The organism is Streptomyces sp. NPDC001744, from assembly GCF_042892575.1.
Taxonomy (GTDB): domain Bacteria; phylum Actinomycetota; class Actinomycetes; order Streptomycetales; family Streptomycetaceae; genus Streptomyces.
The window spans coordinates 162,133-185,793 of record NZ_JBIAUG010000010.1 but is presented as its reverse complement, the minus strand read 5'-3'; the positions used below and the strand labels follow the sequence as shown (position 1 = coordinate 185,793).

Annotated in this window: 24 protein-coding genes; 7 read left to right on the top strand and 17 right to left on the bottom strand. The window is 73.7% G+C overall.

The window, feature by feature from the left end; genetic code table 11:
* The first annotated feature begins 9 nt into the window (after nt 1-9).
* The gene (locus ACFYZY_RS14890) at nt 10-675 is read left to right on the top strand and encodes an O-methyltransferase (RefSeq protein WP_388693520.1); all 666 of its coding nucleotides are present in this window, start codon (nt 10-12) and stop codon (nt 673-675) included.
* Nucleotides 676-841: 166 nt separating this feature from the next.
* Here ACFYZY_RS14890 and ACFYZY_RS14885 read toward each other — a convergent pair whose 3' ends face one another.
* Complete coding sequence (locus ACFYZY_RS14885; RefSeq protein WP_009997451.1) at nt 842-1,009, bottom strand: DUF3117 domain-containing protein; 168 nt, start codon at nt 1,007-1,009, stop codon at nt 842-844.
* A 321-nt stretch (nt 1,010-1,330) separates the two neighbouring features.
* Between ACFYZY_RS14885 and ACFYZY_RS14880 the strand changes: the two genes are divergently transcribed.
* Nucleotides 1,331-2,134 (top strand): enoyl-CoA hydratase/isomerase family protein, encoded by an 804-nt coding sequence (locus tag ACFYZY_RS14880; protein ID WP_388693518.1) that lies wholly within the window; start codon nt 1,331-1,333, stop codon nt 2,132-2,134.
* Here the strand turns inward: ACFYZY_RS14880 and ACFYZY_RS14875 are convergent.
* Entirely contained in the window at nt 2,119-2,739 is a 621-nt protein-coding gene (locus tag ACFYZY_RS14875; RefSeq protein ID WP_388693516.1) for a DNA-3-methyladenine glycosylase I, read from the bottom strand. The two genes, ACFYZY_RS14880 and ACFYZY_RS14875, sit on opposite strands and share 16 nt — an antisense overlap.
* Nucleotides 2,736-3,149 carry a hypothetical protein gene (locus ACFYZY_RS14870; RefSeq protein WP_388693515.1) on the bottom strand — a complete coding sequence of 138 codons (414 nt, stop codon included), beginning with the start codon at nt 3,147-3,149 and terminating at the stop codon, nt 2,736-2,738. Before ACFYZY_RS14870 ends, ACFYZY_RS14875 begins: the two co-directional genes overlap by 4 nt.
* A gap of 103 nt (nt 3,150-3,252) precedes the next feature.
* On the opposite strand from ACFYZY_RS14870, the gene folP reads away from it, so the two are divergent.
* Nucleotides 3,253-4,113: a dihydropteroate synthase gene (gene folP / locus ACFYZY_RS14865; protein ID WP_388693514.1), complete on the top strand. Its 861-nt coding sequence runs from the start codon at nt 3,253-3,255 to the stop codon at nt 4,111-4,113.
* A gap of 48 nt (nt 4,114-4,161) precedes the next feature.
* Here the strand turns inward: folP and ACFYZY_RS14860 are convergent, their stop codons facing one another.
* A complete protein-coding gene (locus ACFYZY_RS14860) occupies nt 4,162-4,911 on the bottom strand; it encodes a TIGR00730 family Rossman fold protein (RefSeq protein ID WP_388693512.1) in 750 nt (249 codons plus the stop codon).
* A gap of 95 nt (nt 4,912-5,006) precedes the next feature.
* A complete protein-coding gene (gene dapE / locus ACFYZY_RS14855) occupies nt 5,007-6,110 on the bottom strand; it encodes a succinyl-diaminopimelate desuccinylase (protein WP_388693510.1) in 1,104 nt (367 codons plus the stop codon).
* A 37-nt stretch (nt 6,111-6,147) separates the two neighbouring features.
* Between dapE and ACFYZY_RS14850 the strand changes: the two genes are divergently transcribed.
* Nucleotides 6,148-7,074 (top strand): hypothetical protein, encoded by a 927-nt coding sequence (locus tag ACFYZY_RS14850; protein ID WP_388693508.1) that lies wholly within the window; start codon nt 6,148-6,150, stop codon nt 7,072-7,074.
* Nucleotides 7,075-7,646: 572 nt separating this feature from the next.
* Complete coding sequence (locus ACFYZY_RS14845; protein WP_388693506.1) at nt 7,647-8,030, top strand: ATP-binding protein; 384 nt, start codon at nt 7,647-7,649, stop codon at nt 8,028-8,030.
* A 65-nt stretch (nt 8,031-8,095) separates the two neighbouring features.
* Here ACFYZY_RS14845 and dapC read toward each other — a convergent pair whose 3' ends face one another.
* Together dapC and fdxA are read right to left on the bottom strand one after the other, a co-directional pair.
* The gene (dapC, locus tag ACFYZY_RS14840; protein ID WP_388693504.1) at nt 8,096-9,190 is read right to left on the bottom strand and encodes a succinyldiaminopimelate transaminase; all 1,095 of its coding nucleotides are present in this window, start codon (nt 9,188-9,190) and stop codon (nt 8,096-8,098) included.
* A gap of 117 nt (nt 9,191-9,307) precedes the next feature.
* Nucleotides 9,308-9,628, bottom strand: a complete 321-nt coding sequence (gene fdxA, locus ACFYZY_RS14835) for a ferredoxin (protein WP_366308635.1) — start codon at nt 9,626-9,628, stop codon at nt 9,308-9,310.
* 112 nt (nt 9,629-9,740) lie between these two features.
* Here fdxA and ACFYZY_RS14830 point away from each other — a divergent pair, with 112 nt between their 5' ends.
* Both ACFYZY_RS14830 and ACFYZY_RS14825 read left to right on the top strand, forming a co-directional pair.
* Nucleotides 9,741-10,742: a GNAT family N-acetyltransferase gene (locus tag ACFYZY_RS14830; RefSeq protein WP_388693502.1), complete on the top strand. Its 1,002-nt coding sequence runs from the start codon at nt 9,741-9,743 to the stop codon at nt 10,740-10,742.
* Nucleotides 10,739-11,650 (top strand): tetratricopeptide repeat protein, encoded by a 912-nt coding sequence (locus ACFYZY_RS14825; RefSeq protein ID WP_388693500.1) that lies wholly within the window; start codon nt 10,739-10,741, stop codon nt 11,648-11,650. Before ACFYZY_RS14830 ends, ACFYZY_RS14825 begins: the two co-directional genes overlap by 4 nt.
* Before the next feature lie 118 nt (nt 11,651-11,768).
* Here ACFYZY_RS14825 and ACFYZY_RS14820 read toward each other — a convergent pair whose 3' ends face one another.
* The 10 genes from ACFYZY_RS14820 to ACFYZY_RS14775 form a co-directional block, all read right to left on the bottom strand.
* Nucleotides 11,769-14,057 (bottom strand): hypothetical protein, encoded by a 2,289-nt coding sequence (locus tag ACFYZY_RS14820; protein ID WP_388693499.1) that lies wholly within the window; start codon nt 14,055-14,057, stop codon nt 11,769-11,771.
* 176 nt (nt 14,058-14,233) lie between these two features.
* Nucleotides 14,234-14,665: a DUF6113 family protein gene (locus ACFYZY_RS14815; protein WP_388693497.1), complete on the bottom strand. Its 432-nt coding sequence runs from the start codon at nt 14,663-14,665 to the stop codon at nt 14,234-14,236.
* The gene (gene mshB, locus ACFYZY_RS14810) at nt 14,662-15,552 is read right to left on the bottom strand and encodes an N-acetyl-1-D-myo-inositol-2-amino-2-deoxy-alpha-D-glucopyranoside deacetylase (RefSeq protein WP_388693495.1); all 891 of its coding nucleotides are present in this window, start codon (nt 15,550-15,552) and stop codon (nt 14,662-14,664) included. Before mshB ends, ACFYZY_RS14815 begins: the two co-directional genes overlap by 4 nt.
* Nucleotides 15,553-15,635: 83 nt before the next feature.
* Entirely contained in the window at nt 15,636-15,830 is a 195-nt protein-coding gene (locus ACFYZY_RS14805; RefSeq protein WP_053640878.1) for a hypothetical protein, read from the bottom strand.
* Between the two features lie 470 nt (nt 15,831-16,300).
* The gene (locus tag ACFYZY_RS14800) at nt 16,301-17,233 is read right to left on the bottom strand and encodes a hypothetical protein (protein WP_388693493.1); all 933 of its coding nucleotides are present in this window, start codon (nt 17,231-17,233) and stop codon (nt 16,301-16,303) included.
* Between the two features lie 319 nt (nt 17,234-17,552).
* Nucleotides 17,553-18,977 carry a dipeptide ABC transporter ATP-binding protein gene (locus ACFYZY_RS14795; RefSeq protein ID WP_388693492.1) on the bottom strand — a complete coding sequence of 475 codons (1,425 nt, stop codon included), beginning with the start codon at nt 18,975-18,977 and terminating at the stop codon, nt 17,553-17,555.
* Nucleotides 18,970-19,953, bottom strand: a complete 984-nt coding sequence (locus ACFYZY_RS14790) for an ABC transporter ATP-binding protein (RefSeq protein WP_388693490.1) — start codon at nt 19,951-19,953, stop codon at nt 18,970-18,972. The genes ACFYZY_RS14795 and ACFYZY_RS14790 overlap by 8 nt, the downstream gene beginning before the upstream one ends.
* A 6-nt stretch (nt 19,954-19,959) precedes the next feature.
* A complete protein-coding gene (locus ACFYZY_RS14785; protein ID WP_388693488.1) occupies nt 19,960-20,946 on the bottom strand; it encodes an ABC transporter permease in 987 nt (328 codons plus the stop codon).
* The gene (locus ACFYZY_RS14780) at nt 20,939-21,862 is read right to left on the bottom strand and encodes an ABC transporter permease (protein WP_388693486.1); all 924 of its coding nucleotides are present in this window, start codon (nt 21,860-21,862) and stop codon (nt 20,939-20,941) included. The genes ACFYZY_RS14785 and ACFYZY_RS14780 overlap by 8 nt, the downstream gene beginning before the upstream one ends.
* A gap of 123 nt (nt 21,863-21,985) precedes the next feature.
* On the bottom strand, nt 21,986-23,611 hold the full coding sequence (locus ACFYZY_RS14775; protein WP_388693484.1) for an ABC transporter substrate-binding protein: 1,626 nt from the start codon (nt 23,609-23,611) through the stop codon (nt 21,986-21,988).
* Nucleotides 23,612-23,661: the final 50 nt, after the last annotated feature.

Genomic DNA, 23,661 nt, shown 5'->3' with positions numbered 1-23,661 from the left:
CAGTCACCGTTGCGTCAACTACGGGGACAGGAGAGGGCCATTACCGCCAACCGGCAGACGAGCTGGGCGTTCGCCGACGCCTTTGTCGCCGAGGACGAAGCGTTGCGCTGGGCCCGGGAGCGGGCCCGGGAGGCAGGGCTCCCCTCGGTGTCGCCGGGCACCGGCGGGGCGCTGCGCCTGCTCGCCGCGACGGCGGACGCCAAGGCGGTGGCGGAGATCGGGACCGGCACGGGCGTGTCGGGCATCTACCTGCTGCTCGGCATGCGGCCGGACGGGGTCCTGACGACGGTGGACCTCCAGCCGGAGCGCCAGCAGCTGGCGAAGACGGCCTTCCGGGCGGCGGGCTTCGCGGGAAACCGGGCCCGGTTCATCCCCGGCCGCGCCCTGGACGTGCTGCCCCGGCTCGCGGACGGCGGGTACGACCTCGTGTTCTGCGACGGCGACCGGCTGGAGTACCTGGACTACCTCGCCGAATCGTTGCGTCTGCTGCGGCCCGGGGGGCTGGTCTGTTTCGAGGGCGTCTTCGCGGACGGGCGCACGATCGACTCGTCGGCACAGCCGGCGGAGGTCCAGCGGGTCCGCGAGCTGCTGCGGACCGTGCGGGAGTCCCCGGAGATGGTCCCCTCGCTGCTGCCGGTGGGCGACGGCCTGCTGTGCGCGGTGCGCCGGGGCTGACCCGGACCCGCTCCCCCGCCGTACGCGCCGGCAACGCCGCACGGACCGGGAACGCCGTACGCGCCGGGAGCACCGTACGGACCGGGAGCGCCCGGGGGCCGGAAACACCGCTGCCCCGGTACGGCGGACCGTGACCGGGGCAGCGGTGGAAAATCTGGAGAGAGGGTCAGCCGACGACCTTCTTGAGGGCGTCGCCCAGTGCCTCGGCCTCGTCCGGGGTCAGCTCGACGACAAGCCGACCGCCGCCTTCGAGCGGAACGCGCATGACGATGCCCCGCCCCTCCTTGGTCACCTCGAGCGGGCCGTCACCCGTCCGCGGCTTCATGGCCGCCATGCTTGTTCCCCTTCCTGAAACCAGCCCATCAACAACCGGGCAGCTCCTTGATGCGGAGCACGCGTCACCGGCTTCGAACACATTGCTTCCAGGTCATTATCCCGCATGGCAGGACCCGATGACCAACATCGCATGGCATCGCTTGCGCAACGCGCTCTCTCATAACCCCACATTTCGGTGGTCTGCCTGCGATACTTCGCCGCCCGGCGTTCGGCGCACCGCCCCGGACCTCCGGCGTCTTTGACGCAGCTCACATGTGTGCCGGGGGTGATTTCCGCCATGCTGTGCTGGTCAATCACGCGACGAGGCGGAGGAAACCCGATGGCCGACACGGTGCTGTACGAAGTGGGCGACGGACTCGCCACCATCACACTCAACCGGCCCGAGGCCATGAACGCGCTGAACATCGCGACCAAGGTGGCCCTCCGGGACGCGGCGGAGACGGCCGCCTCGGACCCCGCCGTACGGGCCGTGCTGCTCACGGCGGCCGGCGGCCGGGCCTTCTGCGTCGGCCAGGACCTGAAGGAGCACGTGGAGCTGCTGCGGGCGGACGAGGAGTCCGGCACGCACGAGACCATGAACACGGTCCGGGACCACTACAACCCGATCACCCGGGCGCTGGCCGGCATGCGCAAGCCGGTCGTGGCGGGCGTGAACGGCGTCGCGGCGGGGGCCGGCTTCGGTTTCGCGCTCGCGGCGGACTACCGGGTGGTCGCGGACACGGCCTCCTTCAACACCTCCTTCGCGGGGGTCGCGCTCACCGCCGACTCGGGCGTGTCGTGGACGCTCCCCCGGCTGATCGGCGCGAGCCGCGCCTCCGACCTGCTGCTCTTCCCGCGCTCGGTCCGCGCGCAGGAGGCGTACGAGCTGGGCATCGCGAACCGCGTGGTGCCGTCCGCCGACCTCGCCGCCGAGGCCGCGAAGGTGGCCCGCGCCCTCGCGGACGGCCCGACGCTGGCGTACGCGGCCCTGAAGGAGTCCCTGGCGTACGGCGCGGACCGCTCGCTGTCCGAGGCCCTGGACAAGGAGGAGGAGCTCCAGGCCCTGGCGGGCGCGTCGGAGGACCACACGATCGCGGTCCGCGCCTTCGTCGCCAAGGAGAAGCCCCGCTACCTGGGCCGCTGAGCCTCCGCCGGGGCGGTCCGCCGGCCGCCCCGGGCCGCGCACTCCGCCAGGTGGTCGTCGACCAGGCCGCACGCCTGCATCAGGGCGTAGGCGGTGGTGGGGCCGACGAAGCGGATCCCGCGCTTCTTGAGGGCCTTGGAGAGGGCCGCGGACTCGTCGGTGACCGCCGGGACGTCGGAGGGCGTGCGCGGGGCCGGGCGGCCCTCCGGGTCGGGGGCGTGGGACCAGATCAGGGCGTCGAGTTCGCCCGGCTCCCAGCCCGCGAGCAGCTTCGCGTTGGCGAGGGTGGCGTCGATCTTGGCGCGGTTGCGGATGATGCCCGGGTCGGCGAGCAGCCGTTCCCGGTCCGCCTCGCCGAAGGCGGCGACGGCGGCGATGCCGAAGCCGGCGAACGCCCGCCGGAAGCCCTCGCGGCGGCGCAGGATCGTGATCCAGGAGAGGCCCGACTGGAACGCCTCCAGGGAGAGCCGTTCGAAGAGGGCGTCGTCGCCGTGGACCGGGCGGCCCCACTCCCCGTCGTGGTACGCCACGTAGTCCTCGGCCGACAGCCCCCAGGGGCAGCGGGGCAGCCCGTCCGGGCCGGTGACCGTTCCGCCGGCCGTCACGGGCGGCCGCCTTCCGCACCACCGGAACCGGCGTCGGGACCGGGGCCGGTGTCAGTGCCGGGGCCGGGGTCGGAGACGAAGCCGGGGGCGGAGCCGCGGCCGGTGCCGGGCCCCGCGCCCACCCCCGCGAGCGCCTCCTCCAGCTCCGCGATCCGGGCGTCCCGCTCGGCGAGTTCGGCGCCCAGGCGGACCAGCACGTCGTCCACGTCCACCATCCGGTAGCCCCGGGCGGCCACCGGGAGGCGCAGCGCCTCGACGTCGGCGCGGTCGACCGGCCGGGCGGCCGGCAGGGGGTCGACGAGCTGCTCGGGCGCCACCTCGGGCAGCACCTCGCTGTCGCCGCCGCCGACCACGGCCAGGGTCACCGCGGCCACGACCACGACCATCGTGATGAGCAGAAACCAGAACACCTGCGCGCCTCTTCCCGGAGTGGAAACCGTCCCGTGCCGATCGTGCCATGCGTCACCGACGGTTAGGGTCGCAGGCGAACGGACGCGAGGGAGGACAAAAGGGATGCTGCGCTTGGGACGGCGTGAATTCGGGCCGCACGAACCGGTGGTCATGGCGATCGTGAACCGGACCCCGGACTCCTTCTACGACCGGGGCGCGACCTTCCTGGACGAGCCGGCGCTCGCCCGGGTCGAGCGGGCCGTGGCCGAGGGGGCGGCGATCGTCGACATCGGCGGGGTGAAGGCGGGCCCCGGCGAGGAGGTGTCGGCCGAGGAGGAGGCGCGGCGCACGGTCGGTTTCGTCGCGGAGGTCCGCAGGCGCCACCCGGACGTGGTGATCAGCGTGGACACCTGGCGGGCGGAGGTCGGCGAGGCGGTGTGCGAGGCGGGCGCGGACGTCCTGAACGACGCGTGGGGCGGGGTCGATCCACGGCTCGCGGAGGTGGCCGCGAAGTACGGGGCGGGGTTGGTCTGCACGCACGCGGGGGGCGCGGAGCCGCGGACCCGGCCGCACCGGGTGGAGTACGAGGACGTGATGGCCGACGTCCTGCGGGTGACCGTGGGCCTCGCGGAGCGGGCGGTGGAGCTGGGGGTGCGCCGGGACGGCATCATGATCGACCCGGGCCACGACTTCGGGAAGAACACCCGGCACGGCCTGGAGGCGACCCGGCGGCTCGGGGAGATGACGGAGACGGGCTGGCCGGTGCTCGTGTCCCTGTCCAACAAGGACTTCGTGGGCGAGACGCTGGACCTCCCGGTGCGGGAACGGCTGCTCGGCACCCTCGCGACGACGGCCGTCTCGGCGTGGCTGGGCGCGCGGGTGTACCGGGTGCACGAGGTCGCGGAGACGAAGCAGGTCCTGGACATGGTGGCGTCCATCGCGGGCCACCGGCCCCCGGCGGCGGCCCGGCGCGGGCTGGCGTAGGGGTCGCCCGGGAGGGGGCGCCGCGTCCGGCGCCCCCCGCGCCCGGCCCTACTTGCCGGTCTCCTTCGACACCAGCGCCACCGCCTCGTCCACGTCGTCCGTGACGTGGAAGAGCAGCAGGTCCTGCTCCGCCGCCTTGCCGCCCGCGACGACCGAGTCCCGCAGCCAGTCCACGAGGCCCTTCCAGTACTCCGTCCCGAACAGGACGATCGGGAAGCGGGTGACCTTGCGGGTCTGCACCAGGGTGAGCGCCTCGAAGAGCTCGTCGAGGGTGCCGAGGCCGCCGGGCAGGACGACGAACCCCTGGGCGTACTTCACGAACATCGTCTTCCGGACGAAGAAGTACCGGAAGTTCATGCCGATGTCGACGTACGGGTTGAGCCCCTGCTCGAAGGGGAGTTCGATGCCCAGTCCCACCGAGACGCCCCTGGCCTCGCTGGCCCCCTTGTTGGCCGCCTCCATGGCGCCCGGACCGCCGCCCGTGATGACCGCGAAGCCGGCCTCCACGAGCGCCCGGCCGAGCCGTACGCCCGCCTCGTACTCGGGCGAGTCGGGCTTCGTGCGGGCCGAGCCGAAGACGCTGATCGCGCTCGGCAGCTCGGCGAGGGCGCCGAAGCCCTCGACGAACTCGGACTGGATGCGCATGACCCGCCAGGGGTCGGTGTGCACCCACTCCGAGTCGCCCTCGGTGTCGAGCAGCCGCTGGTCCGCCGTGCCCGGCTGGATCTGGTCCCCGCGCCTGAGCACCGGGCCCTGACGCTGCTCCTCGGGCCTCGCCACTCCCTCGGGAATGCCCATGACCTGCTCCCTCCGCCGACCGGCGGTCCACCGGGACCGCCCACTGATCTTCTGGTCCGGTCAGGGTAGGACGACGGAGGTGACGAAACGCGAAATTACGGGAGTCGGGCGGTCAGCCAGTCGCGGAGCCGCGCCTCGCAGTGGTGGATCCGCTCCACGGCGACGTGCTCGTCCCGCTTGTGCGCGTACATGGGATCGCCGGGCCCGTAGTTGACGGCGGGGACGCCGAGGGCGCTGAAGCGGGAGACGTCGGTCCAGCCGAACTTGGGGTGCGCGCTGCCGCCGACGGCCTTCATGAACGCCTCGGCCGCCGGGTGGGAGAGGCCGGGCAGGGCGCCGGGGCTCTCGTCGTCCACGACGAGTTCGGCGACGCCGCAGTCCGCGAAGACCTCCCGGACGTGGGCCAGGGCCTCGGCCGGGGAGCGGTCGGGCGCGTAGCGGTAGTTGACGGTGACGGAGCAGGCGTCGGGGATGACGTTGGTGGCGACGCCGCCCTCGATCGCCACGGCGTTGAGGCCCTCGTGGTACTCCAGGCCGTCGATGACCGGCCTGCGCGGCTCGTACGCGGCGAGGCGGGCGAGGATCGGGGCGGCGGCGTGGACGGCGTTGGAGCCCATCCAGGAGCGGGCGGAGTGGGCGCGCTCGCCGGCGGTGCGCAGGACGACGCGCAGGGTGCCCTGGCAGCCGCCCTCGACCTGGCCGTCGGAGGGTTCGAGGAGGACCGCGAAGTCGCCCTCCAGCCAGTCGGGGTGCGCGGCGGCGATCTTGCCGAGGCCGTTCAGGTCGGCGGCGACCTCCTCGTTGTCGTAGAAGACGAAGGTGAGGTCGCGGTTGGGCTCGGGGACGGTCGCGGCGATCCGGAGCTGCACGGCGACGCCGGACTTCATGTCGGAGGTGCCGCAGCCCCACAGGACGCCGTCCGCGTCGAGCCGCGAGGGCACGTTGTCGGCGATCGGCACGGTGTCGATGTGGCCGGCGAGGACGACCCGCTCCGCACGGCCGAGGCGGGTGCGGGCGACGACGTTGTTGCCGTACCGGTCCACGGTGAGGTGCGGCAGCGCGCGCAGGGCCCGCTCGATCGCGTCCGCGAGCGGCTTCTCGGTCCCGCTGACGGACGGCAGGTCGACGAGGTCGGCGGTGAGCGCCGCCCCGTCCCGGGAGAGGTCGAGAAGGGCTTCGGGCGGGGTGATGTCAGCCATGTGCCGACCCTAACCCGGCCTCCAGTACGGTGGGCCCGTGTCCCAGCCCAGCCGTCCCGTCCGCCGTGGCCTCCTGGCCCGTTCCGCGGCCTCCCTCGCCGCTCTCCTCGGTGTCGCCTCGTACCTGACCTTCCACCAGTTGACGGGCAGCATGGGCACGCCCCGGTGCAGCGTGGGCAGCGGTGACCAGCGGTACGAGTTCACTCCGGAGCAGGCGTCCAACGCGGCGACGATCTCGGCCGTGGGCACCTCCCGGGGGCTGCCGGAGCGGGCGGTGACGATCGCGCTGGCGACGGCGCTCCAGGAGTCGGGGCTGCGGAACCTGGACCACGGCGACCGGGACTCGCTCGGCCTCTTCCAGCAGCGGCCGTCACAGGGCTGGGGGACGCCCGCGCAGATCATGGACCCGTTCCACGCGGCGGGGAGGTTCTACGAGGGCCTGGAGGAGGTTCCGGGGTACTCGCGGATGCCGCTGACGGCGGCGGCCCAGAAGGTGCAGCGGAGCGGTTTCCCGCAGGCGTACGCGAAGCACGAGCCCGACGCCGCGCTGCTCGCCGCCGCCCTGACGGGCCGGACGCCGGCGGGTCTGTCCTGCACGGCGAGCACGGCGGAGGGCCGGCCGGGCGAGCCGGAGCGGGTGCGCACGGAGCTGGTGCGGGCGTTCGGCCGGGAGGCGGCTCCGACGGTGGCGACGGGCCGTCCGGGCACGGGCCGGTCGGCGCCGGGTTCCCCGGTGCTCGTGGTGCCGGTGCGGCAGGCGGGCGGTCCGGGGGCCGGTGCGGCCGAGCGGCACGGCTGGGAGCTGGCGCAGTGGGCGGTGGCGCGGGCGGACGACCTGCGCGTCGCGGAGGTCTCCTACCGGGACCGGGTGTGGCGCGCGGACGACCACGGCGGGGGCTGGTCGAGGAACCCGGGCGGACCGGCGGCGGGCGGCGACGCGGTACGCGTACGGCTGGCGCGGTAGCCGGACGGGACGCGGCGACCGGCGGGCCGGTGGCACGCGGTGACCGGGCCCGTGACGCGCGGGCGCACGGCGACCGGGCCCGTGACGCGCGGGCGCACGGCGACCGGCGAACCCACGACACGCAGGGCACGGTGACCGGCGGGCCCGTAGCACGCGGCGCGCGGTGACCGGCGGGCCCGTTCCCCGTTTCCGCGCCGCGAACCGAACCCCTCCGGGCCGTTCACACGCCTTCCCCGGCGGTCGGCTCCGCCCGCGCGACGGCCGAACGCCCCCGTACGCCCGTTCTCCCCCTCGCCCGTCCGGGGCACGGTCCCGGCCCGCGCCCCGGAGGATTCCGGATGTCTTCGACGCGCTCCCCCGGGGCTCCGGCCCGCCCCTCCCGTCCCCTTGCGGGGCAAGAGAAGTGACGGTTCGGCAGGCGTCCGCGCGAGGGGGCCTTCGTCCGCTTTCCTCCCGGCCGACAATACGACGCATTGCCCATTCTTTACCTTCCGACTCCGCAACCTCCCCCGCCCCGGGGCCGGTTGTCACTGCGTCCGAACCCACTCGTCGCACCTCGCCGAAGGAGCACCATGTCCCTCCCCCTGACCCGCCGGATCGCCCGCGCCGCCCTTCTCCTCGCGGCCGGCGCAGCCCCCGTGGTCGGTGCGGCCGGCTCCGCGAGCGCCCTCGACCACCTCGCGCCGGCCGGCGCCCTCGGCGGTCTGACCGCCCTGGACGTCGCCGACGCGGACGCCACCGTCGACGGCGCCACCCGGACCACCGCCGAAGCCGTCGGCACGACCCTCCCCGCCGCCGGCGAGTCCGTGGGCGCGGCCGGCGGGACCGCCGCCCCGGTGGCCCGGAAGACGGCCGACAGCGCGGGCGAGGCCCTCGGCAGGACCGCCGGCACCGCCACCGCCGGCCGGGCGGGCGACGCCCTGGCCGGCGGCCTCGGCAACCTGCCCCTCGGCTGACGCGCGCGGTACGCGGGAGGGCCCCGGAGAGCATCCGCTCTCCGGGGCCCTCCCGTCGTACGCCCTCAGCCCAGCCGCTTGACGGCCGCCGCGACCCCTTCGTCCGTGGCCGTGAACGCCACCCGCACGAACCGCGCCCCGGCCTCGCCGTAGAAGTCGCCCGGCGCCACCAGGACGCCCTTCTCCGCCAGGTACGCCACCGTCTCCCAGCACGGCTCGTCCCGGGTCGCCCACAGGTACAGGCTCGCCTCGCTGTGCTCGATCCGGAAGCCGTGCGCCTCCAGGGCCGCCCGCAGCGCCGCCCGCCGGGCCGCGTACCGCTCGCGCTGCTCGGCCACGTGGGCGTCGTCGCCGAGCGCCGCGACCGCCGCCGCCTGCACCGGGGCCGCGGTCATCATGCCGCCGTGCTTGCGGATCTGGAGCAGCTCGTGGAGCACGCCCGGGTCGCCCGCCGCGAACGCGGCCCGGTAACCGGCCAGGTTGGAGCGCTTGGAGAGGGAGTGGACGGCGACGACCCCCTCGTACGAACCGCCGTTGACGTCCGGGTGCAGCACGGAGACCGGGTCGGCCTCCCAGCCCAGCTCCAGGTAGCACTCGTCGGCGAAGACCAGGACGCCGTGCTCGCGCGCCCAGGCCACGATCCGGGTCAGCTCCTCCTTCGCGAGGACCTTGCCGGTCGGGTTGGACGGCGAGTTGAGCCAGAGCAGCCGCAGGCCGGCCGGGTCCAGCTCCGTGGGGTCGTCGTACACGACGGGCTCGGCGCCGCAGAGCCGCGCGCCGACCTCGTACGTCGGGTACGCGAGCCGGGGGTACGCCACCCTGTCCCCCGCCCCGAGGCCCAGCTGCGTCGGCAGCCAGGCCACCAGCTCCTTGGAGCCGACCACCGGCAGCACGTTCCCGTGGGTGAGGCCGACCGCGCCCAGGCGCCGCTCGCACCAGCCGGTGATCGCGTCCCGCAGCTCCGGCGTCCCCCACACCGTGGGATAGCCCGGCGAGTCCGCCGCCGCCACCAGGGCCTTCTGGATCAGCGCGGGAACCGGGTCGACGGGCGTGCCGACGGACAGGTCCACCATCCCGTCCGGGTGCGCCAGGGCCGTCTTCTTGTACGGCTCCAGCTTGTCCCAGGGAAAGACGGGAAGGCGCGAAGAGACTGCGCTCACGGTTGTCTCACTTCCTCGTACGAGCGGTCGGACGCGGGAAGGCGTCGGGGAAACGTATCGGGAAAACGCGTCGGCCCCGCACGGCGGGCGAAGCCGTACGGGACCGGACGCGGTCGATCAGCCGTTCTGCGGCGGCAGGGCGGCGATGAAGGGGTGGTCGCGCTCGATCTCGCCGAGCTTGGAGGCACCACCGGGCGAACCGAGGTCGTCGAAGAACTCGACGTTCGCCTTGTAGTACTCCTTCCACTCCTCCGGGGTGTCGTCCTCGTAGAAGATCGCCTCGACCGGGCAGACCGGCTCACAGGCCCCGCAGTCGACGCATTCGTCCGGGTGGATGTACAAGGACCGCTTGCCCTCGTAGATGCAGTCGACGGGGCACTCCTCGATGCACGCCTTGTCCTTGACGTCGACACAAGGCTGCGCGATGACGTAGGTCACGCTGTCGTTCCTCCTCGATAGGGCTGGTCTGCGCGGGAGCGCGGCGTCGTCGATGCCCGCCCCTAGTATCTCCGTTCTCGGGGGCGATCCGAACAGGAGGGGCGGAGAAGCTGTGGAATTCACCGGCGGTGGGCGCCTTGAGGTCCGAATCACCGGCGCTGACGTGGGAAAACGTGTCTCCGTTCGGTACGTGACGGACTCGGCCGCGACGGACGCGCGGTTCACCGACGCGGTCGGGGTGCTCACATCATGGGACGCCGGTGTGCTGCTGATCACACGGAAGAGTGGTGAGTCCGTCCGGATCGCGGAATCCTCGCTGGCCGCCGGGAAGGTCGTGCCGGCCGCCCCGGCCCGGCGGCGGGGCCCCGCGGCCACCTTCCCCGAACTGGCCCGGGTCACCGCCCGCGCGTGGCCGCCGGTCGAGAGCGAGCGGCTCGGCGAGTGGACCCTGCGGGCCGCCGGCGGCTTCACCCGCCGCGCCAACTCCGCGCTCCCCCTGGGCGATCCGGGACTCCCGGTCCCCGAGGCGCTGACCCGCGTGCGGGAGTGGTACGCGGACCGGGGGCTCCCCGCGTACGTGCAGGCCGCGACCGGCGCCGAGGGCACCCAGGAGCTGCTGTGCGCCGCTCTCGAACGGCTCGGCTGGCGGCGCGAGGTGTCGGCCGAGCTGCGGACCGGGGCGCTCGCCCCGGTCGGGGACCTGGACGCCGACGTCTCCGCCGTACGCCTCTCCCGCGCCGTGGACGAGCCCTGGCTGCGCCGCTACGGACGCACCGGCGAGCCCGGACCGGCGGCGCGGAAGGTCCTCGCCTCCGGCCCGGGCGTGTGGTTCGCGTCCGTGGCGGGCACGGGTGGGGTACCGGAGGCCGTCGGCCGCTGCGTCGTGGACGGCCGCTGGGCCGGCTTCATGGCCGTCGAGGTCGACCCGGCCCACCGGCGCCGGGGCCTGGCCACGTCCGTCATGACCGCGCTCGCCCGCCGGGCCCTCGACGAGGGCGCGTCGGCGGCCTGGCTCCAGGTGGAGACGGACAACGACGGCGCGCGGGCGCTGTACGACGGGATGGGCTTCGCGGTCCATCACCACTACCACCACTACCGATGGGCGGAGGCGTGACGGAGGAAGCACCCCGCGGCCCCCACGACGACCACGGGAACCACGGCGGTCACCACGGTCGCGGAGACCCGGAGCACGGGGCCGGCGACGCGCCCGACTGGCGGCGGGAGTTCGCGGAGGAGGCGCGGGCCGGGCGGCCCGACCTGGCGCGGCTCTGCCTGCTCATCGGGGCGGTGGCCGATCCCGCCGTCACCCGGCACGACCTCGACGGAGCCGAGATCGAACTCGACCGCCTCGCCGGGCTCGTCCCGTACGCGGCCCGGAGCACCGGCGACTGGGCCGGGGCGCTCGCCGCGCTCCTCGGCCGCCGGGAGGGCTTCGAAGGGGTGCCCGCCGACTACCAGCGCCTGGAGTCCTCGCTCCTCCACGAGGTGCTCCGGCGCCGCCGGGGCCTGCCCATCCTGCTGTCGGTCGTCTGGATGGAGGTCGCCCGGCGGGCCGGCGCCCCGGTGTACGGGCTCGGCCTGCCCGGCCACTTCGTCGTCGGCTTCGGCGACCCGGCCGACCTGAACCTCGCGGACCCGTTCTCGGGCGGGCGCGCCATGACGGGCGCGGACGCCGAACTCCTGGTGGCGAGCGCGACCGGCGAGGCGCTCGACCGCTCGATGCTCCGGCCGGCCGAGCCCGGCGCGATCGTGCTGCGCGTCCTCAACAACATCCGCGCCTGGGCGGCCCTCCGCCCCGAACGCTCCGACGTCGCCCTGTGGGCGGTGGAACTCGCCCTGCTGCTCCCCTCGCACCCGGCGAAGCTCCGCTACGAGCGCGCCGAGCTGCTGGTCGGACGCGGGGACTTCCTGACGGGAGCGGCGGAGATGGAGGCGTACGCCCGGGTGATGGACGCGGTGGACCCGGAGTCGGCGACCGTGATCCGCCGCCGGGCGCTGGCGGCGCGGGCCCGGCTCAACTAGGGCGTGCGGGGGAAGCGGCGTCCGGCTCGCGTGCTCCGGGCGGCGGGACGTCCGGAGCACGCGCCGGGCCCCCGGCCGGCGGAGTGCCGGACGGGGGCCCGGGGCGGGCGGGGCGCGGTCAGCCCTTGCCGTTCAGGTCGATCGTCCTGGTGCGTTCGGCGGGGGTCCTGCCCTTCAGTGCCTCGCCCATCACGCGGGCCACGTCGTCGGCGGACACCTGGTGCCTGGTGCCGTCGGGCTTGGTGATCATGATGCCGTCGAAGGCCCCGTCCAGGAGCCGCTCGATCGCCTTCTTGTCGTAGACCTCGACCAGGCGGCCGCCGACGGCCTTCATGGAGAGGATCTGCGGCAGCGACCGCGCCGGGCCGAACTGGATCTGCTTCCCGCCCGCCTTGATCGTGATCCGTTCGGACATGGCGGGCTCGGCGAACTCCTTCATCGCCCGGTTCAGTTCGGCCTTGGTGACCGAGGGCCGGAGCGTGGTGACCGGCAGTTCGACGAGCTTGGGCAGACCCGTCTCGACCTGGGCGCGGAACGCGTCCTGGACCGAGATCATCGAGCGCTGGACGTCCAGGCCCTTGCCGGGCCTGCCCTCGACCGGGGTCACCTTGTTCGGGGCGAAGAGGATCGTGCCCTCGGTCGCGGAGGCGGAGGCACCGGCCAGGTCCGTCAGGGCGACGGCCAGCTTCTCCCTGTCCACCGGGAAGACCGGCTTGGCGACCCGCTCGCCGCCGAAGAGGGAGCCGATGACCGAGACGGGGTTGTAGTCGCTGCCGGCGGCGGCGCGGACGGTCTCCTGGCTGTCGAGGGACAGGCCGGCCTTGTCCGGGGACAGCTGGACCTTCTTGCCGCCGACGCCGAGCTGGAGCGGGGTGTGGGCGCGCTTGCCGAGGGCCCTCTCCAGCTTGTTGACGCCCTCCTCCTTCGTCCCGCCGCCGATGTCCACGCCGAGCACGGTGGTGCCCTTGGGGACGTCGGAGTGGTTGAGGAGCAGTCCCGCGCCGTAGGCGACGCCGAGGAGGCCGACGATCCCGGCGGCGACGAGGACCAGCTTCGAGCGGCCCTTCTTCGCCGGGGCCCGGCCGGCGGCGGGGGCCTCGCGCTCGGCGGGGGCCGGGGCCTCGCGCTCGGCGGGGGCCGGGGCCTCGCGCTCCTCGGGGCGCGGGGCGGGGTTCGGGCGGGCCGCCGCCGGCGGGGCCACGGGAACGCCGCTGGTGAGGGTGGCACCGGAGACGTGACCGCCTGCCGGGGCGTCCCGGCCGGGACCGCGCCCGGGGGCCGGGGCGGGCTGCTGGGGCGTCAGGATCGCGGTGTCGTCGGACATGCGGGGGGCGGCGCCGGGGAACGGGGAGCCCGCACCCTGGCCCTGGCCCGGTCGGCCCTGGCCCGGCCGGTTCGCCTGACCCGGCTGTCCCGGCCCGCCCCGACCCGGCTGCCCCGGCTGTCCCGGGAAGGGGGCCTGGCCGGCACCGGCGCCGGGGGCGCCGAGCGAGGCGATGCCGCTGACCGGGCCGGTGGTCGGACCGCTGGGTGCGGCCGGGCCCCGGTACGCGGGAGTGCCGCCCGCAGGGGTGCCGTCGTACACCGGAGTGCCGCCCGCAGGCGTGCCGTCGTACACCGGAGTACCGCCCGCAGGCGTGCCGTCGTACACCGGAGTGCCGCCCGCAGGCGTGCCGTCGTACACCGGAGTACCGCCCGCAGGCGTGCCGTCGTACACCGGAGTACCGCCCGCAGGCGTGCCCTCGTGCACCGGGGTACCGCCCGCGGGGGTGCCGGTCTCGTACAGCGGGTTGCCCGGGGCGGACGGGGCCGGGGCGACCGGGCGGCTCGACGGGGCGTTGCCGACCGTGGGGACGCCCGAGGTCGCGGAGCCCGCGAAACCCGTGCCCGGGGCGTCCGGACCGGGCGCCGTCTGCTTCGGGGCGGGGGCCGGGGCCGGTGCGGGGGCCGGTGCGGGGGACGGCGCGGGAGCCGGTGCCGGGGACTTGCGGGGAGCGAACCAGTCGCTCGTCTCCTTCGCCTTGGGAGCCTTCGGGGCCTGCGGGGCCTCCTCGGCCCTCGGCGGCTCCGGGGGCGCCGTCGGCGCGGGCTCCGGTTCCGGGGCGGGGGCGGACTCCGGCTCGGCGGCCGGGGCGGACGTCTCGTTGACCGTCTTGCGGACCACGACCGGCGGGATCGGGCGCGACCCCGGGATGTTGATCCGGATCCGGGTCGTCAGGGTCGTCTCGGTCCTGGGCTCCTCCGGAGGAACGGACGCGGCGGTCTCCTCCGGGGCGTCCTGGGAGGGGTGGAGCGACGGATACTGGCGGGCTCCGTACGGCGGGGTGCCCGAGGGGTACGCGGCTCCACCGCGCCCCTGGGCGCCGGAGGACGAACTGTCAGTCTCTCGACCAGTTTCACGACTCAAAGCAGGATCTCCCGGTTGGCTCCACCGCCCGCTCTTGCTGATGCTCGTGTTGTCCCGGGCGGTTCGGCGGCGCGCACCACCATACTGGCCGCCGTCGTCTCCCACCCGACCCCCGGGCTGCCGACGACGGTCAATCCGGGCGAAGTCGGGACGTCCCTGCCCTCAACTCCTCCTTTTCACCGGGGAGGTCGCGGCAATCGGGGCAGCGTGGCACACATCACAGCGATGCCCATGCCTCCGAAGAGGAAGAGCAGCTCGCCGACGCCTCCGCCGAACACCCCGTCGCCCTCGGGCCGTCCGAAGCCGAGCAGGACGACGGCGAGGAGCCAGCCGGCGCCCGCGCAGACCACGCCGGCCTGGGTGCCGGTGGCGCGCAGTCCCCCGTAGAAGAGGCCTGTGGCGGCGAGGAGCGCGAGGAGCAGGCCGCCGGGGAGCCAGGCGGCCTGGACGAGGGCCCCGGCGGTTCCGACGAGGAGGCCGAGGACGAGGAGGAGGCCGTACCAGGCGTACCGGGCGGTCCGGGGGACCGGGAGACCGGCGTCCGGAGGGGCGGCGGGAGCGGCGGGCCCGCCGGACGACGCCGCGCGGCCCCTCGCGGAGGCGCTCATTCCGCCACCCCCGCGAAGAGGTCCGTCTCGCGCTCGCCGGCGGGGGCACCGGAGGCGCCCCGGACCAGCTCGTAGTACTCGGTGGTGAGGAGGGGCTGCCCCAGGTCGTTGGAGAGGGCGAAGAAGGGTCCGTCGACCACGACTTGGGTGGCGTGCGCGGCCATCGCGGCACGTTTGCGGGCCGCGTGCTCCGGGGTCCCGGCGATCTCGGCGGTGATCCGGTCCTCGCCGACCACGCCGGGGACGTCCTCGACGGCGGCGACGGCCGGGAAGACGGAACCCTCGGCCCGGAGCCGGGCGAAACCGGCCTCGACGACGGGGCGCGGGGCGCGGTTCCAGTAGACCTTGGCGATCGGGTGGGCCGGCCCGAGATCGGGGCGGTACGCGGGGTCCGCGGCCAGCTCGGCGGCGCGGGTGGCGACCCGGTGGGCCTGGATGTGGTCGGGGTGTCCGTAGCCGCCGTCGGGGTCGTAGGTGACCAGGACCTGGGGGCGGGTCTCGCGGATCACTTCCACGAGGTACGGGGCGGCGGTGTCGACGTCCGTGCTCCAGAAGGCGCCGTCCCGCCCGTTCTGCTCGGCGCCCATCATCCCGGAGTCGCGGAAGCGCCCGGGGCCGCCGAGGAAGCGGTGGTCGGTGACGCCCAGCTCGGCCATGGCGGCGGCGAGTTCGCCGACGCGGTGCGGGCCGAGCCGGTCCTCCCGGTCGGGGGCCAGGTGGGCGAGGCCGGGCGGGATGACCTCGCCCTCCTCGCCGAGCGTGCAGGTGACGAGGGTGACGAGGGCGCCCTCGGCCGCGTACCTGGCCATGGTGACGCCGTTGTTGATCGACTCGTCGTCCGGGTGCGCGTGCACCAGCAGCAGACGGCGGGCGGGGAGATCGGACATGTCCCCACCCTACGAGGTCGGACCGGGAGGAGGGCCGTCACGTACGGAGGACCGGTGCGCGCCGGGACCGGCGGGCGCCGGGCTCAGAACTTGAGGCCGCCGATCATGCCCGCCACGTTCGTCGTGAGGGTGCTGATGGACGGGGCGATGGACGAGCTCGCCAGGTAGAAGCCCAGGAGCGCACAGATCGCCGCGTGTCCCGCCTTCAGACCGGATTTCCGGATCAGAAGGAAGACGACGATCGCCAGCAGCACCACCACGGAGATCGAGAGTGCCACGGCGGTTCACCTCCACACTTCTTCGGTCGGACTTCTTCGGTCGGATTGCCCGGAGCGGTTCGGGCAAGGAGCAGGAAGCACATGCCGGTCGGATGCATACCCACCCAGCGCTACGGATCATAACTATCCGTGCCATCGCATCGATCGGCGGACGGAGGCACGAGGGGGGCGCACGGTGCTGGTTTCGGCCGCGTCCCCGCGCCCCGGTGACGGCTCGCCGCCGCCCCGGGGAAGGTTTAGCCCGCCCGGGGGACCGTACGGCCCCGGCGGTCCGCCCCGAGCCCGGGGCGGTTTTCCGGCGTTTCCGGGCGTTCTCGGGCGGGGAGCGTCCGGCGGGCGCCGGACTCGCCCCCGGCGGGTGCCGTTCGCGACCGTTGCGGATTGGCCGAATTCCTCGCCTGCGGGGAGATCGGGCGGTATCGGTGCCCGCGCCCGGGAGGGAAGCGGCGGAGGGCGCCCGGCGGGGCGGGTCACCAGCCGGGCGGCGGCGGACGCGGCGGGGCCGGGTGCGGCGTCCCGGCCCGCGGCCGCGGGCCGGGGGCGTCGGGGACGCCGCGCCCGGCGAGGAGGACGAGCACCGCGAGACCGGCGAGCAGCCCGAGGACGGAGGCCAGGACGTCCGCCCGGTGCGCGGCGGGGAGGTCCGCGAGGTGGGCGAGCGTCCCGTACCGGACGGCCCGTACGGTGCCGCCGAGGCCGCCGGCGGCCAGGAGCACACCGGCGAGCAGCCCGAGGGGGCGGCTGTGGCGGGCCCGCGCGAGGGCGGAGACGGCGGCCGTGGCGTACAGCGCGGCGAGGACCGCCGACAGCCAGCCGGGAGGCGGCGCGAAGACCGGTCCGATGACGGACCGGCCGCCGGTGAACCGGTCGACGGTGGCCTCCGGGGGCAGTTCGACGGCCCGGTACAGCTCCCGGAGGACCGTCGCGAGACCGGCGGCCAGGAGCAGGAGCCCGGCGGTGACGGCGGCGGCGGTCCGGGGGCGGGTGGGGAGCGGCGCGTACGGGGTGTCCGCCGGGCGGCCGGTGAGGGCGACGGCGACCAGGCCGGTGGCGAGGGCCAGGTCGAGGAGGGTGGTGACGAGGGCCTCGTTCCCGGGCGCCCAGAGGCCGGGCAGGCGCAGGGCGAGGGTGACGCCCCCGGTGGCGGCGAGCGCGGCGGCGGCGTGCCGCGCGCGGAGGGCGGCGACGGCGGTGGCCGCCGAGACGGCGAGGAGCGCCGGGTCCAGCGGGGAGGTGGCGGGCCGGCCCCGGAGGAGGGCGGGGGCGTCGCCGGTCCAGTACCGCGCCAGAGCGGCGGGCGAGCCGAGCGCGGCGAGGTCCTCGAGGACCCACACGGTGGTGACGAGGGCGAGCGCGGCGCAGAGCGCGGCGCCGGTGAGACGTGCCGGGCGTGTCACAGTCACGGCCCCGATACTCACGGTCGCGCCCCGCCGAAACAAGCGGTTCCGCATATCCCGGCGGCCCGGCCCGGCGGCGCGCGTCCGGCCGCGCCTGCGCGCGGGGGCCGGGGCCCCGGCGGGTGCGCCGGGCCGGGTCGGAGCGGACCGGACGGAGCGAGCCGGGTCGATCGAGGTCGGCCGAGTCGGGTCGAGCCGGGCGGAGCGGGCCAGGTCGGCCGAATCGGGTCGGGTCGGGTCGGGCGGAGTGAGCCGGGCCGGATCGAATCGAATCGGGCCGGGCCGGGCCGGGCCGGGCCGGGCCGGCGAGAGGCGTCGCAAGAGGTCAGGGGGCTTCGCGGTGCGGGGCGTCGTCCTCCGGCGAGATCATGTGGCTGCCCCCGGTGCGCGGGTGTTCCCCCTCGCCCCCGGTGCGCGGGTGTTCCCCCTCGCTCCCGGTGCGCGGGTGTTCCCCCTCGCCCCCGGTGCGCGGGACGTCCTCGGCCCGCGAGGTGTCCCCGCCGTCCCCGGCGCGCGGGGCCTCTCCGCCCTCCCCGGCGCGCGGCCCGTCCCGGTCCGTTCCGGAGGCCGGGGCGCCGCCCTCCGGCGAGACCTCGTGGCTCCCCCCGGCCCCCGCCCCCGCCCCCGCCCCCGCCTCCGGGGCCCCGTCCCCCGGCTTCCCGCCGGGGACCACCCGGTTCTCCTCGGGCACCACGTGCTTCTCCTCCGCGAAGTGGCAGGCGGAGTCGTGGTGGGCCGGGGAGTCGACGAGGCGGAAGACGGCCGGAACGGCCAGCAGCGGGACCTCCAGGGCGCAGCGTTCTTGGGCCTTCCAGCAGCGGGTGCGGAAGCGGCAGCCGGAGGGGATGTTCGCCGGTGAGGGCACGTCGCCGGTGAGGATGATCCGCTCGCGGTGGGCGCGCGCCTCGGGGTCCGGGACGGGGACGGCGGAGAGCAGCGCCTGGGTGTACGGGTGGGTGGGGTGGTCGTAGATCTGGGCGTCGGAGCCGATCTCGACGATCCGGCCGAGGTACATGACGCCGACCCGGTCGGAGATGTGCCGCACGATGGACAGGTCGTGGGCGATGAAGACGTACGACAGGGAGAACTCGGACTGGAGCTGGTCCAGGAGGTTGATGACCTGGGCCTGGACGGAGACGTCGAGGGCCGAGACCGGTTCGTCCGCGACGATGATCTCGGGCTGGAGGGCGAGGCCGCGGGCGATGCCGATGCGCTGGCGCTGGCCGCCGGAGAACTGGTGCGGGTAGCGGTTGATGTACTCGGGGTTCAGGCCGACGACGTCCAGGAGGTCCTGGACCTTCTTGCGGCGGGAGCCCTTGGGGGCGACCTCGGGGTGGATCTCGTACGGTTCCCCGATGATGTCGCCGACCGTCATGCGCGGGTTGAGCGACGTGTACGGGTCCTGGAACACCATCTGGATGTTGCGGCGGACGGCCTTCAGGGCGCGCCCGGACAGCTTGGAGATGTCCTCGCCCTTGTAGCGGATGGTTCCCGACGTGGGCCGTTCCAGGTTGACCAGCATCTTCGCGACGGTCGACTTGCCGCACCCGGACTCGCCGACGATGCCGAGGGTCTCGCCGGCGGCGAGGTCGAAGTCGACCCCGTCCACCGCCCTGACGGCGCCGACCTGCTTCTTGAGGAGGATGCCCCGCGTCAGCGGATAGTGCTTGTGGAGGTCCCGGACCTCCAGGATCGCCTCGCCCCTTCCGGCGGTCCCGGCCGTCGCGGTCGTTCCGGCCGTCTCAGCCATGGAGGCACTCCTTCCAGAAGTGGCAGGCGCTGGTGCGCGGCACCGGGGAGTCGGTCACCGCGTACAGCGGGGGCACGTCGGTCCGGCAGACGTCCCGGGCCATCGGGCAGCGCGGGTTGAAGGCGCAGCCCGACGGGATGTGCAGCAGGTTGGGCGGCAGGCCCTTGATCGCGTACAGCTCCCGGCCCTTCTGGTCCAGGCGCGGGATCGATTCGAGGAGGCCCTTGGTGTAGGGGTGGGCGGGGGCCTTGTAGATCTCGTGGACGGGGGCCTGTTCGACGATCCGGCCCGCGTACATCACGGCGATCTTGTCCGCGACGTCGGCGACGACGCCGAGGTCGTGGGTGATCAGGATCAGCCCCATGTCGAGTTCGCGCTGGAGCTCCGCGAGGAGGTCCATGACCTGGGCCTGGACGGTCACGTCGAGAGCCGTGGTGGGCTCGTCGGCGATGATCAGGTCCGGCTCCAGGGCGAGCGCCATCGCGATCATGATGCGCTGGCGCATGCCGCCGGAGAACTGGTGGGGGTACTGGCCGACGCGTTCCTTCGCGGCGGGGATGCGGACCCGGTCCATCAGCTCGACGGCCTTGGCCCGGGAGTCCTTCCGCGACATCCCCCGGTGGGCCTGGAACATCTCGCCGAGCTGGTCGCCGACGCTGAGGACCGGGTTGAGGGAGGACAGCGCGTCCTGGAAGATCATCGCCATTCCGGCGCCCCGGATCTTGCGCCGCTCCTCCTCCTTGAGCTTCAGGAGGTCCTGGCCCCGGAAGAGGATCTCGCCCCGCGTGATCCTGCCGGGCGGCATGTCCAGGATGCCCATGACGGCCTGGGCGGTGACGGACTTGCCGGAGCCGGACTCGCCGAGGACGGCGAGGGTCTCGCCGGCGTTCACCGAGTAGTCGACGCCGTTGACCGCCTTGGCCACCCCGTCCCGGGTGTGGAACTCCACGTGCAGGTCGCGCACTTCGAGCAGCATGGGTCCCTACCTCAGCTTGGGGTCGAGGGCGTCGCGGACGGCGTCGCCGAGCATGATGAAGGCGAGCACCGTGACGGCCAGCGCGCCGGCCGGCCAGAGCAGCATGTGCGGGGCGTTGCGGATGTACGGCGAGGCCGCGGAGATGTCGATGCCCCAGGAGACGGTGGGGGGTTTGAGGCCGACGCCGAGGAAGGAGAGCGTCGCCTCCAGGGCGATGTACGTGCCGAGGGCGATGGTGGCGACGACGATGACGGGGGCCACGGCGTTGGGCGTGATGTGCCGGAGCAGCATCCGGGAGTTGGAGGCACCGAGCGCGCGGGCGGCCTGGACGTAGTCGTTCTGCTTGGCGGTGATGACGGAGCCGCGGGCGATGCGGGAGATCTGCGGCCAGCCGAGCAGCACCATGAAGCCGATGACGGGCCAGACGGTGTTGTTGCTGATGACGGAGAGGAGGACCAGGCCGCCGAGGACGACGGGGATGGCGAAGAAGATGTCGGTGATCCGGGAGAGGAAGCCGTCCCAGGCCCCGCCGTAGAAGCCGGCGAGACCGCCGAGGACCGAGCCGAGGAGCGTCACGCCGAGGGTGGAGAGGACGCCGACCTCGATGGAGGCCCTGGCCCCGTAGACCGTACGGGTGTAGACGTCGCAGCCCTGGCCGTTGAAGCCGAAGGGGTGGCCGGGCTGGGAGCCCTCCTGGGCCTTGGCGAGGTCGCAGTCCAGCGGGTTGCCGTCGGCGATGAGCTGCGGCCAGACGGCGATGACCACCAGGAAGAGGATGATCAGGCCGGAGACGATGAAGACCGGGTTCCGGCACAGGTCGTGCCAGGCGTCGGACCAGAGGGAGCGGGGTTTCCTGTCGGGGCCGGTGCCGTCGGGGCCGCCGGGGGCCCTCTCCAGGGTCTCGGCCTCGGACATGGCGAGGTCGGTCGCGCTTCCGGCGCCGGTCGAGGCGATGGCCGAACCGTCGTCGTGGTGCTCGGGCAGCTCAGGCATAGCGGATCCTCGGGTCAAGGACGGCGTACAGGAGGTCGACGAGCAGGTTGGCCACCAGGAAGACCAGCACCAGGACGGTCACGAAGCCGACCACGGTCTGGGTGTTCTGGCGCAGGATGCCCTGGTAGAGCTGGTAGCCGACGCCGTGGATGTTGAAGATCCGCTCGGTGACGATGGCGCCGCCCATGAGCGCGCCGATGTCGGTGCCGATGAAGGTGACCACGGGGATGAGGCTGTTGCGCAGCAGGTGCCGGGTGATGACCCGGCGGCGGGGCAGGCCCTTGGCCACGGCGGTGCGGACGTAGTCGGCGCGCTTGTTCTCGGCGATCGAGGTCCGGGTGAGCCGGGTGACGTAGGCGAGCGACGCGGAGGCGAGGACCAGGCCGGGGACGATCAGTTCGTCGAAGGGGGCCCCGCCGGAGACCGAGGGGTCGATCCAGTTCCACTTGACGCCGAGGAGGAGCTGGACGAGCAGGCCGGTGACGAAGGTCGGGACGGAGATGACGACCAGGGTGAGCAGCAGTACGCCGGTGTCGACGGGGCGGCCGCGCTTGAGGCCGGTGAGGACGCCGAGGCTGATGCCGATGACGATCTCGAAGACGATGGCGACGACGGTGAGGCGGATGGTGACCGGGAAGGCGTCGGCCATCAGCTCGGTGACCTCCTGGCCGTTGAAGGCCGTGCCGAAGTCGCCGGTGAAGACGTTGCCCATGTAGGTCAGGTATTGCTGCCAGACCGGCTTGTCGAGGCCGAACTCCTTCTTGAGCTGGGCGGCGGTCGCCGGGTCGCACTGGCGGTCGCCGCACAGTCCGGCGACGGGGTCGCCCATCACGTTCACCATCAGGAAGATCAGCAGCGTGGCGCCGAAGAAGACCGGGATCATCTGCAGCAGCCGCCGGATCACATAACGACCCATGGGGGACTCCGGGGGTTGGCTCCGGGAAGAGGGGTCCGGGAAGGCGTACGGCCCGGCGCGGGGGTCCGCGGGCCGGGCCGTGCGCCGCCGGCCTGCTGGGGGGGTGGGACGAATGCCCGGGTGTCAGTCGACCTTGATCCGGTCGTAGACCGGGACGCTGAAGGGGTTCAGGGCCACGTTGCTCAGGCGCTCCGAGTAGCCGGCGCTGCCGTTCTGGTACCAGAGCGGGATGGCGCCCATGTCGTCGCGCAGGACCTCCTCCGCCTTCTGGAAGAGTCCGACGGCCTTGGCGGTGTCGGTCTCGGCGTTGGCCTGGTTCACCAGCTTGTCGAACTCGGGGTCCGTGTACTTGCCGTCGTTGGAGGAGGCGTTGGTGTAGTACAGCGGCTGGAGGAAGTTCTGGATGAGCGGGTAGTCCATCTGCCAGCCGGCCCGGAAGGGGCCGTTGAGCTTCTGCGTGGTGACCTGGCCGCGGTAGTCGGCGAAGGTGCCGACGGGGTTGCCGACGCAGGCGCGGTCGTTGCCGAGGGCGCGGTTGATGGAGTTGCAGACGGCGTCCACCCACTCCTTGTGGCTGCCGGTGTCGGCGTTGTACGTGATCCGCAGGGTGCCGCCGGGGATGCCGCCGCCCTCGGCGACGAGCTTCTTCGCCTCGGCCGCGTCGTACGCGCAGAGGTCGCCGCAGACGTTCTTGTAGCCGCCGTCCGCGCCGAGGACGGGCGAGGTCCAGTCGACGGCGGGGGTGCGGGTCTGCTGGAAGATCGTCCGCGTGATCTGGTCGCGGTCGATCGCCCGTGACAGTCCCTGGCGCAGCTTCTCCTGGCCGGGCTTGTTCCAGTTCGGGTCGTAGAACGGGAAGGCGAGGGTCTGGATGATGCCGGCGGGGACGTTGATGTACCGGTCGCCGAGGTCGGCCTTGACGTTCTTGAGCTGGGCGGCGGGCACGTCGTCCACCAGGTCGAGGTTGCCGGCGATCAGGTCGGTGTAGGCGGTGTTGTTGTCGGTGTAGACCTTGAGGGTCACGCCGCCGTTCTGCGCCTTGTCGTCGCCGGGGTAGCCGTCCCACCTCTTCAGGGCCATCTGGGAGCCCTTGGTGTAGGAGTCGACGGTGTACGGGCCGTTGCCGACCGGCTTCGCGAGCCAGCCGGAGCGGTCGTCGAAGAACGCCTTCGGCAGGGGCGCGAAGGCCGCGTAGCCGAGGGTGACGGGCCAGGTGGAGAACTTCTGGGTGAGCTTGACCGTGAAGGTGCGCTCGCCGGTGATCTTGAGGCCGGACAGGGTCGCGGCGGTGGGTTCGCCCTTGTCGGGGTGGACCTTGTCGTAGCCCTCGATCTGGCCGAAGAAGTAGGCGTTCTTCTGGTTGTTCTTCAGGTGGGCGCCGTAGTTCCAGGCGTCCACGAAGGACTTGGCGGTGACCTTCTCGCCGTTGGAGAAGGTCCAGCCGTCCTTGACGGTGATGGCGAAGGTGGTCGAGTCGGTGGTCTCGATCTTCTCGGCGAGCATGTCCTTGGCCTCGCCGGTCTTGGGGTCGTACTGCTTGAGCCCCCGGAAGATCATCGACAGGACCTTGCCGCCCTGGACCTCGTTGGTGTTGGCGGGCTCCAGCGGGTTCTGCGGGTCGCCCCACGAGGAGGACACGATGCCGTCGGCCCCGCTGCCGCCGCCGCTGTCGCCGCCGCCGCAGGCCGTTGCCGCGAGGGCGACCGCGGTGGCCAGAGCGGCCCACTTGGCGTGCGTGGCTCCGCGCATGAAGTGCCTCCCGTATGTCCAGATTCGCACCGAGGAACCCAATATCACCC

Excerpts from the sequence above, each read along its gene's own strand:
- ACFYZY_RS14780 (WP_388693486.1), bottom strand. The coding sequence starts at position 21,862 with ATGGGTCGTTATGTGATCCGGCGGCTGCTGCAGATGATCCCGGTCTTC.
- ACFYZY_RS14775 (WP_388693484.1), bottom strand. The coding sequence starts at position 23,611 with ATGCGCGGAGCCACGCACGCCAAGTGGGCCGCTCTGGCCACCGCGGTC.
- dapE (WP_388693510.1), bottom strand. The coding sequence starts at position 6,110 with ATGGCTGACATCACCCCGCCCGAAGCCCTTCTCGACCTCTCCCGGGAC.
- mshB (WP_388693495.1), bottom strand. The coding sequence starts at position 15,552 with ATGTCCGATCTCCCCGCCCGCCGTCTGCTGCTGGTGCACGCGCACCCG.
- ACFYZY_RS14815 (WP_388693497.1), bottom strand. The coding sequence starts at position 14,665 with ATGAGCGCCTCCGCGAGGGGCCGCGCGGCGTCGTCCGGCGGGCCCGCC.
- ACFYZY_RS14885 (WP_009997451.1), bottom strand. The coding sequence starts at position 1,009 with ATGGCGGCCATGAAGCCGCGGACGGGTGACGGCCCGCTCGAGGTGACC.
- ACFYZY_RS14860 (WP_388693512.1), bottom strand. The coding sequence starts at position 4,911 with ATGGGCATTCCCGAGGGAGTGGCGAGGCCCGAGGAGCAGCGTCAGGGC.
- ACFYZY_RS14845 (WP_388693506.1), top strand. The coding sequence starts at position 7,647 with ATGTCCCTCCCCCTGACCCGCCGGATCGCCCGCGCCGCCCTTCTCCTC.
- ACFYZY_RS14880 (WP_388693518.1), top strand. The coding sequence starts at position 1,331 with ATGGCCGACACGGTGCTGTACGAAGTGGGCGACGGACTCGCCACCATC.
- ACFYZY_RS14785 (WP_388693488.1), bottom strand. The coding sequence starts at position 20,946 with ATGCCTGAGCTGCCCGAGCACCACGACGACGGTTCGGCCATCGCCTCG.
- folP (WP_388693514.1), top strand. The coding sequence starts at position 3,253 with ATGCTGCGCTTGGGACGGCGTGAATTCGGGCCGCACGAACCGGTGGTC.
- ACFYZY_RS14790 (WP_388693490.1), bottom strand. The coding sequence starts at position 19,953 with ATGCTGCTCGAAGTGCGCGACCTGCACGTGGAGTTCCACACCCGGGAC.
- ACFYZY_RS14795 (WP_388693492.1), bottom strand. The coding sequence starts at position 18,977 with ATGGCTGAGACGGCCGGAACGACCGCGACGGCCGGGACCGCCGGAAGG.